Origin of the sequence: Marivita sp. (genome assembly GCF_020055635.1) — a bacterium.
In the GTDB taxonomy this organism is placed as follows: domain Bacteria; phylum Pseudomonadota; class Alphaproteobacteria; order Rhodobacterales; family Rhodobacteraceae; genus Marivita.
This window is the reverse complement of sequence record NZ_JAIPUT010000016.1, coordinates 69,861-82,075: the sequence shown is the minus strand read 5'-3', so window position 1 is coordinate 82,075 and position 12,215 is coordinate 69,861. Positions and strand designations below refer to the sequence as shown.

Genomic DNA, 12,215 nt, shown 5'->3' with positions numbered 1-12,215 from the left:
GAGATCGAGCCGGAATCGCCCTTCATGGTCTCGGAGATCTGGAAATAGGCGGCGTTGTCCTTGGCCGACGTGATCTGCAGGCCCGAGGAGATACGGCCCTGGACCTGCGAAAGGTTGTTGTTGACCTGACGCAGTGCGCTCAGGGCGTTCATGGCGGAGGAGTTGGTGATGAGTGATGTCATTGGATCAGTTCCTTCGTTCTTCGGTTCAACCCGGTTTCTCCGGGCCAGCCCGGCCGGGGCCGCGCTGAAGAGACAAAGCGCGAAAAACGTTTCAGGAAGGTTTCATTTTTCACACAAAGCGACCGGGACAGCTTTTTTCGTTCACACAGGGTGGTTTTCGACAGTTTGGCGGTACCCGGAAGACCCCATGCAACGCCGCGTGCAGTCCCGGCCCTGTTCCTGCACCGACGTTTGTTTCAAGGTTTGACACGGGGTCTTGCCGTCAACACGGCAAAGATTGTGCGGAGCGGACGACATGCGCGGACAGTTGGTAAACGTTCCAGTTTTCGCAATGCGTATTCAAAGCGTCTTCTTGGTCTGCGCCGACTCGCGCCCGGTCTCGTCGCGCAGTTGCCCGGACTTGTCGTAAAGACCCCGAAGGCCCTCGCGACTCCGCGTCCGCTCGATCTCTCCCAGTATCGCCTCGGACGCCTTGGCCATGCCCTGGAGCAGGCGCCCGTTCACCTGCAACTGGTCGGCCAGCTCGCGGATCAGGTCCCGCAGGTTGCCGGTGACGTCGGGACCCTCGCGCAGAAAGGGCTCGATCGCGGGCTGGCGCAGTTCAAGCGATTTGAGCAGATGCGCCTTTTCCTCGTAGAACCCGGCGACAGCGCCGACGTCGCCGACCACCAGCGCCTCGTTCTCCGAGGACAGGAGCGCCAGCGTCTGCGACAGAAGCGCCTCGAAGCTTTCGATATTGCCGCGATCCTCGGCCGTCAAAGCCGGATCGCCGCCTTCGGTCTGGCGCCGCTCCCGCAGGCGCAGCGCGAGACGGGACAGCATCGCAGGGGGCTTGACCGGCGTCATCTGCGGTAGGCGTCGATTTGCGCCTCGACGCTCCGGGCGAGGCCCACGCCGCCGCTTCTGGCGATTTCCTTCGCGATTTCCGTGCTCATGAGGCTCGTGAACATCTGCTCGCCCATGCCACCGCCCATCGTCTTGGGCCGGGCGGCCTCGAGCATCCCCTCAAGCATGGTTGCGATGAAGACCGCTTCGAATTCCTCGGCGACCTTGGCGATATGTGCGTCCGAGGCAGGACCGCCCGTAGAGCCCGGCACAGCGGGCCTGGGCAAGGAGAGAAACGGGTCCATCAGATCACCTTCAGGTCTGCATGAAGAGCACCGGCGGCCTTGATCGCCTGCAGGATCGAGATGATCTCGCGGGCGCCAACGCCAATTGCGTTCAGCCCGTCGACAAGCTCCTGCAGGCTGACCTGCCCGCCGACGACAGCGAAACCGGATTCGCGCTGCATGACCGCGATATCGGTTTGCGGAATGACAACTGTCTCGCCGATGGAAAACGGTTCGGGCTGACTGACGGCTGCACTTTCGCTGACGCTGACGGTCAGCCCACCCTGGCTGATCGCCACCTCGTCGATCCGCACATCGGCACCGATCACGATGGTGCCGGATTTCGAGTCGACCACGACACGCGCGGTCGAGGCGGGGTTGACCAGAAGGTTCTCGATCTGGGCAAGCGTCTCCGGCATGTTCGATTTTTCCGGAAACTCGATCTCCACGGTCCCCGGGTCGAGCATCTCGGCCGACGCCGCAAAGGAAGAGGCATTGATCACGGTTGCGATCCGGAAGGCGGTGGTGAGATCGGGATTGCGCAGCGCAAGGCGGATCGTCGCGAGGGAGGAAAGGGCGAAGTCGATCTCGCGCTCGACGGTCGCCCCGTTTTCGACCCGCGCGACAGTGGGCACGCCGGACACGACCTGCGCGGCAGCGCCTTCCACCGCAAATCCACCAACCGCAAGCGGCCCCTGCCCCACCGCGTAGACCTCGCCATCCGCGCCGACCAGCGGCGTCACGATAAGGACACCGCCATGAAGCGACGTGGCATCGCCAAGCGACGAGACGATGATGTCTATCGGCATGCCGCGACGGGCGAAGGGCGGCAGGTCCGCCGTGACCATCACGGCGGCCGTGTTCCTTGTGCGAATATCCTCGTCCGACAGGTTTCCGACGCCGAGGCGGCCAAGCATCCCTTCGATGGAACTTCGGGTAAACGGTGAGTTGCGCAGCGAATCTCCCGAGCCGTCCAGACCGACGACAAGGCCATAGCCGACCAGCTGGTTGGTGCGGACGCCCTCGAAGGTGACGATGTCCTTGATCCGCACCTCCGCAGCGGCGAAGCCGGCGCTGTGCAGAAGGACGATCGCGAGGAGAAGCCGCCGGAACATGTGCTTTGGATCCTGAATTGGTTTCTCCTTCATTGCAGGAAACGATCTTTTTCGCAAGAGCGGGCAGCGCGCGCATACACCATTTTGCTTCGGGCGCATCCACTCTGTTGCTCTGGGCTTCTGCGGCTGTATAAGTTCAATACATTATTTTTCGCAAATGGCTTCAGGAGACGAAGCGCCGATGAAGATATTCGTGCATGACCCGGACCCGGCGCGGCGGCAGAGGTTTCTTGACGCAGTGTCCGTTGGCCCGATCGATCCGGAGGTTCTCGCGTCGCCTGCCGCCGTCCGGGGGCTGGCGGGCCTGAGCGAAGAGGCATCGCGGTCGATTCCGCTCGTGCTCGGACAGCAGGACGTCACGCTTGAACACGTCACCGCGCTGCGCCGATCAGGATGCGAGACCCCGATCCTCATCCTGGTCGACCGACGCATGCCGGACAGGGATGCCGCGCTTCTCGATGCCGGAGCCTGCGACGTGGTCGCGGCACCGTTCCATGACCGCGAGATCGCGGCCCGCCTGCGCACGGCCCTCAGGCGGCGCAACAACCTGGCACGCAACGACATCGCGATCGGCGACCTTGTCGTGTATCTTGATGGGCGCGATCCGGAAATCCTGTCTCTTCCGGTCAAACTGTCTGCCAAGGAGAACGCGGTGCTGTGCCTGCTTGCCTCGAACCAGGGCCGCGTGTTGCCGCGAACGGCCATCTACGAGCGGCTCTACGGGCTGTCGGACTACCAGCCCTTCGACAAGGCGGTCGACATCCACATCTGCCGGATCCGCAGCAAGTTCGCACGCGTCGCGCCCGAGGCAAGCAATGTCATCGAGACGTTCCCAAGGCGCGGCTATGCCCTGCGCTCCAGTGTCGGCGCGTCGATCGAGCGCGCGTGCGCCGGCGGTCAGAGATAGTCGAGCAGCGTCATCCGGCCCAGCCGCGCCGTCACTTCATAGGTTGCGCGCAACTGCACCTGCATCGACTGCAGACGCACCGCCGCTTCCTCGACGTCGACACCTTCGATGCCGGTGACCGTCTTCATGTAGAGGTGGTCAAGGGCATATTGCGCGTCGATCCTGTCCTGCAGCTGCTGTTGGTGATTGCCAAGCGCCGCCTGCCGCGAGGTGAGGGATTGCAGCCCGTCGGCTAGAGTCGTTGCGACGCTTTCCCGCAGCGTGTCGAAGGCGGCCGGCGTCATCGCGGCAAGATCCGTGTTCAGTACCGTGGTAAGCGCGTCGAAGATCCGGGTGAAGGCGGGATCCGTGGCGCTGAGCCCATAGGACATTTTTGTTCCGTCATCGATCTGTGCCGACAGCGTACCCGGACCGCCAAGGTAGGTGACGGCCATGGCGGGGGGCGGTGCAGCCGTCACTTCGACAGCTTTCTGGTCGGTTCCCAGCCCCGAGAAGACATGGTCCCCGCCATGGGTCGTGTTGGTGAAGTTCACGATCTGCCCAAGCGTGTGCTCGGCCTGCAGGCGGTAAATCTCTCGGCTGCTGCCGCGCATTGCGTCCGACAGGGTCAGCGATTGGAAGCTGCGTGCCTGCTCCGAAATCGCGGTCAGCGCATCTGCCATCGACTGAAGTCGGCCCTGCAGCACCTCGTTGGCCTCCATGTAGGCCCCGTTGGCGGCCTGGTGCGACCGCAGCGACAATGACCGGGTGCCAGCCACGGCACTGCCGGAGAAGACGTCCTTCTTCATGCCGGTTGCCACTTCCTGGGTCAGCTTCTCGGCCTCGGCCGCCTGACGCGCGACGATCTGTCGAAGGCCCATGGACTGCTGCAGCGTCGCGATCTTGATGAGTGTGGACATGGGAAAGACTCCGGTCAGACCGCTGCAAGCAGCGTGTCGAGCATGTTGGTGACGGTGGTGAGCACCTTGGCATTGGCCGCGTAGCTCTGCTGGACGAGAAGCAGTTTCTGCATCTCGTCGTCAATATTCACGCCTTCGAAGTTCGCCCGCGCGGCGGACACCGTTTCGGACGCGGTGCGCGAGGTTATCGCGGCACCGTCGGCATTTGCGCGCAGCGCCTGCTGGCTGCCGACAAGCGTGGGCGCAAGATCGGCGAGCGTCAACGTGGTGCCCAGCCCGCCGGTATCTACGCTAACGACCTGAGAAAAGGTCTGGACCATTGCGTCAATGCGTGTCGGATCGCTGGCCGGAACCCCGGCCATGCCGCCCGACTGGAGAAGCGCGGGATCACCGCCGAGGTCTGGGTCGAGCGCCGCGTTGACCGCGATGCGCGCCGCAAGGCCCGGCTGCAGCGCGGCAGAGAAGACCCCGCCTGCATCCGTGAAGAGTCCGGTCCCGCCGGGGGCAATGGGATTGGCGGTCTCGAACCCCTGAACCAGCGCGGCGGCCATCCCGTCAAGCTGATCACGAAAGCCCGGGACGACGCGATTGTTCAACTCCAGGAGACCGGCCAGCGTCCCGCCCGTGACCCCGCGCCCCGGCAAGCCTAGCGTGATATCGACCGCCCCGGCCCGAAGCGTACCGGCGGCACCGTCATAGGCGACGTCAAACACCCGATCGCGCACGACAAGCTCGACGCCGCTGCCCGTGTAGAGGTTCACGACCCCTTCTCCCGTCGTGACGGTCTGGATGTCCATGTACTCCGCCACGGTATCCACCAGCTCTGCCATCCGGTCGGCGCGGCGGTTCTCGTCGAGCGGATCGGCAGGAATGCCGACGCGACGATTGAGCTGCGCGAGTTCCTGCATTGCGCCATTCACCGCGGTCACGTCGTAGCGCAGGTTCAGGTCCACCTCGCGAGCGACCGTATCCAGCGTCCCCGAAAGGGAGCGCAGATTCGTCGCTGCGGCCTTGGCCATCGACACGACCTGAAGTTGCGCCGCCTCCTGGTCAGGAAATCCCGACAATGTCACGAGCGCCGAGCGGAGCTTTTCGACATGTGCCGCAGGCGACGTCGCATCCGTCGGCTGGCCAAGATGGTTGGTGTAGGCCGATATGCCTTCGGCGACGGTCGTGTGCGCCGCCAGCCGGGATTTGCCCGTCCGGTCGAGGCGCGTGAGCATGGCATCGACGCTGCGGTCGATCCGGCCCGCCTTGACCTGCCCCGAGGCCGTGGTGACCGTCCCGACCGCCTTGCGCGTAAAACCAGGACGATCCGCGTTCGCGATATTCTGCGAGGTGACACCGGTCTTGAGTGCCGCAGCGCCAAGCCCCGAGGACGCGATGTGGAGCGCTGAAGTCAGCGTCATGAGAAACTACCTTCAGCGTTTGAGGTTGTTGGCTTCCTGGAGAAGCTCGTCCGAGGTGGTCACGATCTTGGAGTTCGACTGGTAGGCACGCTGGACCATGATCAGGTCGGTCATTTCCTGGGCGAGGTCGACATTCGAATTCTCGAGTGTGCTTGACAGGATGCTGCCCGCGGGCTGGTTGCCCGCCACGTTGAGCAATACGTCGCCCGACTGGGAGGTGAGCCTGTAGGCGTTCCCGGTGACCGCCTCCAGCCCTTCGACGTTCGTGACATTGGCCACGGGAATCTCGTATAGCGCCTTTCGCACACCGTTCTCGAACAGCGCCCAGACGATGCCGCTCTCGTCGATTTCCGTCGACGCCATCCCCGAAACCTCCGAGCCGTCGATCGTCACCCTCTGTGGTTCGTAATCCCCGGCGAACTGGGTGATCCCGTCGTAGGTCCCGGGAGCGCCCAACGCGATGGTCAGGACCTGGGCATTGGCAGGGTCGGCCGCGTTGTCGATGGTGATGGTCATCTCTCCGGTAGTCTCGTCTATTTCCAGTGGCGGACCGGCCGGGGTCGGGCCGGTGTATTCCAGCGGCGCAGCCGGGGTCGCACCGGCATCGTGGAACTTCACCGCAACCGTGCCGTAGACGATGCCCCCACCGGCGACCTCGAGGCTCCAGACGTTTTCCATAGCCACATCGGGTGTCCAGGTCATGGTCAATTGCTCTTCCGCGCCAAGCTCGGTGTAGTAGCCAACCGTCGACACAAAGGGCGCCGATGCGATGCCGGTGCCCGTCGCATCCGCCGGAAGGTTCCCGCTGATCGTGGCTGCGGTAGAAGCTGCGGCCGTAAGCTCGACTTCGCCGAGGTTGATCGTCTCGAGCGAGCCATAGCTTCGGCGGTCGACCGCACCGATCGTGCCGGTGTCGTCGTATTTGAAGCCCGAAAGATGGTAGCCTGCCGCGTTCACGAGGTTGCCTTCGGCGTTGACCGAAAACGATCCGGCCCGGGTCAGCATGTAGTTGGCGAGGACCGGATCGTTGGGCTGTTTCGACACCACGAAGAAGCCCTGCCCGCCGATCGCCAGGTCGGTTACGCTTCTTGTCATGACATTGGTGCCGGCGGCGCCGATCTCGGACCCGCGCTGCACGCTCACGCCTGCGGCATCACCCGACTTGACCGTGACCATCTGCGCAAAAGACCGCTTGAAGCCAACGGTGCCGGTATTGGCGATGTTCTCGCCGATCAGAGAGACGGCCGTGGCATTGGCCCTGAGGCCGCTGACCCCGGATTGCATCGCGTTGAGAATCGACATTTAGGCTTCCCTTCGGAAATGGTCGGTGAAACTTGACGTGCGGAGAACCTTGCGCGCCATGCTCAGTCCTCCTGCCCAAGAAGGGCGTTGATGGCGGTTCCGGTCGCTTCTGCGCCGGTGATGATTGTTTCCGCGGTATCGACGGAAAGCGGTCCGGAAAGCGGTTCGATGGCTGTCAGCCGCGCCACCACGTCGCCTTGGCGGCGGCCCCGCTCGCCAGGAAGGAGCCCGACATACCGTGTCGCGCGGGCGTGATCCCTGGCCTCGCCCGCAAGGTGCGCAGCCTCGAGGCGCTCCGGCACGCTCGCGATCCCGATGGCGCTGTCGTAGGCCGCAAGCGCCGCAGGGATGTCCCCTGCTTCGCGCGCTGCCTTGGCAAGACCGATCTGCACGGCAGGATCCGTGATGTCGCCAGGATCCGCGACGCCGAGCGCCGCAAGAAACTGTTTCGGAAAATCGCTCGTGCCGCTTGCGGCAACACGCAGGCCGGCAACCGGAACCAGAAGGTCTGCGGAGCGGGGAACCAGGCGCCGGTCGAGCGCGGCAAGCGCGCCCTTGGAATCACCCTCCGCGAGGAGGAGGCGCGCCTGCCGGGACGCGGCCGCATCAAGGACATGTGCCCCCGCCTGACGAAGCGTCGCCGGGGGCAATGCGGCGATATTCGCATATTCGGCCTGCGCCGCTTGCAGGAGGTTCGCATCGATCAAACGCTCCGCGAGGCGCGCACGCACTGCGATCCAGTCACCGCGCCCGACCATCAGCGGGTCGAGCCGCCGCACTGTCGCGACCGCTGCGTCAAGGGGCATCTCGCCAGAGTGGAGTTGGTTGGCGAAAAGACCAAGGACGACGCCAAGCCGCGCGTCGGCGAGGTCGGCCTCCGGCGTGTCGGGATGCTCTTGCAGGATGAGTGCCATGACCTCGATCGCGGTCGGCACGTCGCCGATTTGCTCTGCCACGCTGGCGAGTTGCACCCGCAGCCGCAGCGCCGCCGCGTCACCGCGCCAGTCCGAGAGCCCGCCAAGAAGCAGCGCCCGGATTTCCGGAAGGAGCGCCGGGTCGTCCCGCGACAGCGCCATCTCAGCCATCGCGAGCCGGGCCTTGGCCGCGGCTTGGCCCAGCCCTTCCGACAGACGGGCAAAGATGTCGAAGGCCATCTCCTCGCCACCCTGAGCAAGCGCGAGGCGACCCCGCATGAGGTCGAGACCTGCCGTCCCCTCGAGATCGGTCCTGGCCGGTGCGGCGGCGAGAATTTCGGCCGCTACGCCCACCTCACCCCGCATAAGAGCGCGATCAAACAGATCCGGCAGCAGGGCTGTCGCGACGTGTCGGCTCTGATGCGGCAGCGCCTTCAGCGCCGCGCGCAGGTCCGCGCCGCCAGGCTCCCCGGTTTCCGGCGGCGGGGCAAGCAGAACGGACCAGAGCGGATCATCGCGCCAGATCGGAGGCAGCGAGGCCGCCGGTGACTGACCAGCGAGTCGGGAGAGGATCGCCGCGTAGCCAAGCGCCCGGTCCTGGCTTGCGGGATCAAGGGTGGGCCCGTCCCGAAGCGCCCCAAGAATGCTTTGTGCTTCGGGCACCATCATGTGAGCGGTCAGGAACTGGACATAGTCGAGCCGCCGCGCGGCCGCCTCCTGCGGACCTGCGGTTTCCACCGCAGCAAGAAGGGCCTCGCGTTCCTCGGCGAAGGGCCGGAGATAATGCGAGGTGGCTCCAAACTTCGCCGGGTCCGGTCGCGGAGAGTCTTGCTGCGGCACCAGACGCGGCGCGCCGTTGCGAGGCCCCGGGTCCGGATCAGCGGTCCGCGCAATCGGCTCGGACGTTTTGATCGCCGCGACCTCGGGCCCAGACGCGCCTGTTGCTCCTGTAGCCGGCAGGCTCGGCCGGATGCGAAACGCCGTCAGGTCGCGCTCCAGACCAGCCGATTGCCCGCCCTCGAGAAGGATACGGGCGCGCTCGGCAGCCGCCCGGCTGTCGAGATGGAATGATGTGGCTGCCGTAATTGGGGGCCGCAGGACAGGCCGCACATTGCCATCGGGAAGGTCGGCAGCTGGCAGCGGCGGAGCACCAAGCAGCGCCAATGCAAAGGTCAGCGCCCAAGCGGGACGCACGGGCATGTGCGTTCGGAAGCGGTCGCTTCTTGCCCCCTGTCCACCCTCGCTGCACCCGATCGACATTCCGTTCGCTTTCAGTTTGCGAAAAATTAAGTTGTCGTATAATGATTTTCGCAGAACGGATCAACGGCTCATTTCAAATGGAGGCAGCCGATGGAGAATACCGCTTACGTGGCGCTGTCTCGGGCGGCAATGCTGGAACGCGCAACCGACGTGACCGCGAACAACATTGCCAATGCCAATACCATCGGCTTTCGCGCTGCCGCGCCGCTTTTCGAAAGTCTGATGGTGCGCGGTGGCATGGATGGCGACCTGACCTCGATGGCCTACTCGATCGAGACCGCAACAGTATCCGACCTTTCGTCAGGTGGCGTTTTTCGCACAGGTAACCCGCTCGACCTCGCTTTGCCTGGCCAAGGCTGGCTTGCCTACCTGACGCCCGAAGGGCAGACGGCGCTCGGTCGCGACGGGCAACTCACGCTGACCGACCAAGGTGATCTCGTCAATGCGGGCGGAGATCTCGTGCTCGATCTCGGCGGCGCGCCCATCACCCTTCCGCCCGACGAGGCCAGCCTGACCATTGCTCCGGATGGCACCATCACTGGCGACGACGGCGCTGTGCTGGGCCAGATCGGTATCTTCGAACAACCGGGAATCGCCGGGTGGCAGCATCTGCGCGGCTCGCTCCTTGTGCCCCGGGATGGGATCGTCACGCTGATGCCCGCGCTCGAGCCGAGACTGCTGCAAGGTCACCTCGAACAGTCGAACGTCAATCCTATCGAGCAGATGACCCTGCTGATCAGCCAGCAGCGCGCCTACGAGCGCTCCATGAACATGGCCAACATCAGCGACGACCTGCGCAAACAAACGCTCAGCCGGCTTGGTCCCAATGCCTGACAAATCTGCGAAAAATGAAATGGAATCCATGAGATGAACGCACTCGGCATCGCCGCGACCGGAATGCTCGCCCAACAGACTCAAGTGGACGTGGTCGCCCACAACATCGCAAACGCCAATACCACCGGTTTCAAGGCCGGTCGGGCCGCGTTCCAGGACCTCATCTACCAGACCCAGAGGCGCGAAGGCGCGCTCACCGGCGAAGACGGGGCGGCACGGCCCGTGGGCGTCGATATCGGGCTCGGCGTGCAGACTGCGGGGATCATCCGCCTGAACACGCAAGGCGGTTTGCTCGAAACCGGCAACCAACTCGACCTCGCCATCGACGGACGTGGCTATTTCGTCGTCACCCGCCCCGACGGTTCGGCCGCCTATACGCGTTCCGGCGCTTTCAACCTCTCGCCCGAGGGCGAAGTCGTGTCGCTCCAGGGTGACCGCCTAGAGCCGCCGTTGGTCATCCCCGAGAATACCACCCGCGTCGAGATCTCGGTCGACGGTCAGGTGATGGCTTATGTCGGCAACGAAATTGCGCCGCAGCTTCTTGGCCGGATCGAATTGGCCACCTTCGTCAATGAAGCCGGGCTGAAGCCCATCGGCGACAATCTCATGCTCGAAAGCGCGGCCTCCGGAGCACCGGTTGACGTAGAACCGGGTGTCGAAGGCATGGGGGTCCTCCGCCAAGGCTATCTCGAACGTTCGAACGTCGACGTGATCAAGCAGATCACCGACCTCATCACGGCGCAGCGCGCCTATGAGATGAACTCGAAGACGCTGACCACCGCAGACCAGATGCTCCAGACCGCGAACCAGATCCGGTGATACGCCCGCTCCGTTCCCTTCTCGCGGCTCTGGCCGTTCTGGTCACTCCCGTTTACGCCTCCGTTCAGGCACTTGCAGGCGAAGGCGTGCCGAGCCGCATTCTGATCGAGGAAGCGGTGTTGTCGGATACCGCGCTCAGCATTCCCGCCGACGGAGAGATCCGGATCGTCCTGCCCTCCGGCGTTCCCGATACCGCGCTCGCGGTCGAGGCGTTCAGCTTCGATCCGCGGGCAGGTATCTTCGCCGCCCGCCTTCTTCTTGCTGACGGTCAGATGGTGGGATTCCGGGGTCAGGCAAGCGTCACCGTGCCGGCGGAAGTGCCGACGCGTCGGCTTCACCCCGGCGAGATCATATCAGAAGCAGACCTCGAACCCGCCCGCGCCGTCCTGGCCACGCTGCCCACATCGACCCTGCGCCTCACCGAAGACCTCGTCGGCAAGGAGGTGCGCCGCACCCTCCTCCCCGGCCGTCCGGTACCCGGCGGTTCGATACAGGAACCGCGTGCCGTCCGGCGCGGGGAAAAGGTCGAGATCGTCTACAGCCACAACGGATTGGACCTTTCTGCCGCAGGGCGCGCTCTCGAGGACGGGGCGTTGGGAGACGAAGTTCGTGTCGTGAATCTATCTTCCAACCGGACCATCTCTGCTGCCGTGGCCGGCGCCGGCCTTGTCGAAGTCCGGTGATCAGCGAGACAGCCATGTACAAGCCTCATTTCTCCTTCCGCCTCGCGGTTCTCCTTGCGGTCGCAGCTCTCACTGGCTGCGCGCAGATTGACGAGCACCGAAATCCACAGCTGACGGGCATGGTGCTTGACCGCGGAACCATGCCGGAAGCCTCGGCAGTCCGCGTGCCCCAAAGGGCACCGCAGCCCCATGTTCCGCCCGTCCGCGCCGAGGCCGCTTCACTGTGGCGCAACGGCTCGCCCAGCTTTTTCGGCGACACGCGTGCCGCGCAGGTCGGCGATATCCTCACCGTGGTGATCGAAATCGACGACGAAGCGCAGCTTGCAAACGAGTCAAATCGGTCGCGCACCGCAAATAACGAAATCGAAAAACCGACTTTCTTCGGCTACGAAACGAAACTCGACCGGTTCCTTCCGGGCGTTGGCGCCGAAGACCTGCCAACCAGTTCCCTCATCGATCTGTCCTCGAACAGCGCCGCAGGCGGCAGCGGCTCCATCGGGCGGAACGAACGCATCAGCCTGCGTGTCGCCGCCATGGTTCTTCAGGAGCTTCCGGGCGACAACCTCGTCATCGCCGGGCGCCAGGAAGTGCGGGTCAACAACGAACTGCGCGAGCTCCGCATCGCGGGAATCATCCGCCAGGTGGATGTCGACATGTCCAACTCCATTCCCTACGACAAGATCGCGGAAGCCCGCATTTCCTACGGCGGGATAGGACAGATTTCACAGGTCCAGCAGCCCCGCTACGGGCAGGACGCTCTTGATATCATCCTGCCCTACTGA

At 64.4% G+C, this 12,215-nt stretch carries 12 protein-coding genes and 1 pseudogene; 5 read left to right on the top strand and 8 right to left on the bottom strand.

Features of this window, described 5'->3' with window-relative positions; translation table 11 throughout:
• The 4 genes and pseudogenes from LCF60_RS10185 to LCF60_RS10170 all read right to left on the bottom strand — a co-directional run.
• Positions 1-182, bottom strand: a pseudogene (locus LCF60_RS10185) (flagellar protein); the annotation flags it as partial.
• A gap of 339 nt (positions 183-521) precedes the next feature.
• Positions 522-1,028: a hypothetical protein gene (locus LCF60_RS10180; protein ID WP_292291560.1), complete on the bottom strand. Its 507-nt coding sequence runs from the start codon at positions 1,026-1,028 to the stop codon at positions 522-524.
• A complete protein-coding gene (locus LCF60_RS10175) occupies positions 1,025-1,312 on the bottom strand; it encodes a rod-binding protein (RefSeq protein ID WP_292291558.1) in 288 nt (95 codons plus the stop codon). Before LCF60_RS10175 ends, LCF60_RS10180 begins: the two co-directional genes overlap by 4 nt.
• Positions 1,312-2,406 carry a flagellar basal body P-ring protein FlgI gene (locus tag LCF60_RS10170; protein ID WP_292291556.1) on the bottom strand — a complete coding sequence of 365 codons (1,095 nt, stop codon included), beginning with the start codon at positions 2,404-2,406 and terminating at the stop codon, positions 1,312-1,314. Before LCF60_RS10170 ends, LCF60_RS10175 begins: the two co-directional genes overlap by 1 nt.
• Positions 2,407-2,587: 181 nt before the next feature.
• On the opposite strand from LCF60_RS10170, the gene LCF60_RS10165 reads away from it, so the two are divergent.
• Complete coding sequence (locus LCF60_RS10165; RefSeq protein WP_292291554.1) at positions 2,588-3,313, top strand: winged helix-turn-helix domain-containing protein; 726 nt, start codon at positions 2,588-2,590, stop codon at positions 3,311-3,313.
• On the opposite strand, the gene LCF60_RS10160 is transcribed toward LCF60_RS10165, so the two are convergent.
• The 4 genes from LCF60_RS10160 to LCF60_RS10145 form a co-directional block, all read right to left on the bottom strand.
• Entirely contained in the window at positions 3,304-4,212 is a 909-nt protein-coding gene (locus LCF60_RS10160; protein ID WP_292291552.1) for a flagellin, read from the bottom strand. The two genes, LCF60_RS10165 and LCF60_RS10160, sit on opposite strands and share 10 nt — an antisense overlap.
• 14 nt (positions 4,213-4,226) lie before the next feature.
• A complete protein-coding gene (gene flgK / locus LCF60_RS10155; protein WP_292291550.1) occupies positions 4,227-5,621 on the bottom strand; it encodes a flagellar hook-associated protein FlgK in 1,395 nt (464 codons plus the stop codon).
• Positions 5,622-5,633: 12 nt separating this feature from the next.
• The gene (locus LCF60_RS10150) at positions 5,634-6,923 is read right to left on the bottom strand and encodes a flagellar hook-basal body complex protein (protein ID WP_292291549.1); all 1,290 of its coding nucleotides are present in this window, start codon (positions 6,921-6,923) and stop codon (positions 5,634-5,636) included.
• A 62-nt stretch (positions 6,924-6,985) separates the two neighbouring features.
• On the bottom strand, positions 6,986-9,037 hold the full coding sequence (locus LCF60_RS10145) for a hypothetical protein (protein ID WP_292291547.1): 2,052 nt from the start codon (positions 9,035-9,037) through the stop codon (positions 6,986-6,988).
• A gap of 150 nt (positions 9,038-9,187) precedes the next feature.
• Between LCF60_RS10145 and LCF60_RS10140 the strand changes: the two genes are divergently transcribed.
• The 4 genes from LCF60_RS10140 to flgH are packed head-to-tail and all read left to right on the top strand — an operon-like array spanning position 9,188 to position 12,215.
• Positions 9,188-9,931, top strand: coding sequence for a flagellar hook-basal body complex protein (locus LCF60_RS10140; RefSeq protein ID WP_292291545.1), 744 nt, complete (start codon positions 9,188-9,190; stop codon positions 9,929-9,931).
• A gap of 33 nt (positions 9,932-9,964) precedes the next feature.
• Positions 9,965-10,750 carry a flagellar basal-body rod protein FlgG gene (gene flgG, locus LCF60_RS10135; RefSeq protein ID WP_292291543.1) on the top strand — a complete coding sequence of 262 codons (786 nt, stop codon included), beginning with the start codon at positions 9,965-9,967 and terminating at the stop codon, positions 10,748-10,750.
• Positions 10,747-11,433 carry a flagellar basal body P-ring formation chaperone FlgA gene (gene flgA / locus LCF60_RS10130; protein ID WP_292291541.1) on the top strand — a complete coding sequence of 229 codons (687 nt, stop codon included), beginning with the start codon at positions 10,747-10,749 and terminating at the stop codon, positions 11,431-11,433. Before flgG ends, flgA begins: the two co-directional genes overlap by 4 nt.
• Positions 11,434-11,447: 14 nt before the next feature.
• Positions 11,448-12,215 (top strand): flagellar basal body L-ring protein FlgH, encoded by a 768-nt coding sequence (gene flgH, locus LCF60_RS10125; RefSeq protein ID WP_292291540.1) that lies wholly within the window; start codon positions 11,448-11,450, stop codon positions 12,213-12,215.

Coding starts and splice junctions, on each gene's coding strand:
- flgH (WP_292291540.1), top strand. CDS start 11,448: ATGTACAAGCCTCATTTCTCCTTCCGCCTCGCGGTTCTCCTTGCGGTC.
- flgK (WP_292291550.1), bottom strand. CDS start 5,621: ATGACGCTGACTTCAGCGCTCCACATCGCGTCCTCGGGGCTTGGCGCT.
- LCF60_RS10160 (WP_292291552.1), bottom strand. CDS start 4,212: ATGTCCACACTCATCAAGATCGCGACGCTGCAGCAGTCCATGGGCCTT.
- LCF60_RS10145 (WP_292291547.1), bottom strand. CDS start 9,037: ATGCCCGTGCGTCCCGCTTGGGCGCTGACCTTTGCATTGGCGCTGCTT.
- LCF60_RS10165 (WP_292291554.1), top strand. CDS start 2,588: ATGAAGATATTCGTGCATGACCCGGACCCGGCGCGGCGGCAGAGGTTT.
- flgG (WP_292291543.1), top strand. CDS start 9,965: ATGAACGCACTCGGCATCGCCGCGACCGGAATGCTCGCCCAACAGACT.
- LCF60_RS10150 (WP_292291549.1), bottom strand. CDS start 6,923: ATGTCGATTCTCAACGCGATGCAATCCGGGGTCAGCGGCCTCAGGGCC.
- LCF60_RS10170 (WP_292291556.1), bottom strand. CDS start 2,406: ATGTTCCGGCGGCTTCTCCTCGCGATCGTCCTTCTGCACAGCGCCGGC.
- LCF60_RS10180 (WP_292291560.1), bottom strand. CDS start 1,028: ATGACGCCGGTCAAGCCCCCTGCGATGCTGTCCCGTCTCGCGCTGCGC.
- LCF60_RS10140 (WP_292291545.1), top strand. CDS start 9,188: ATGGAGAATACCGCTTACGTGGCGCTGTCTCGGGCGGCAATGCTGGAA.
- LCF60_RS10175 (WP_292291558.1), bottom strand. CDS start 1,312: ATGGACCCGTTTCTCTCCTTGCCCAGGCCCGCTGTGCCGGGCTCTACG.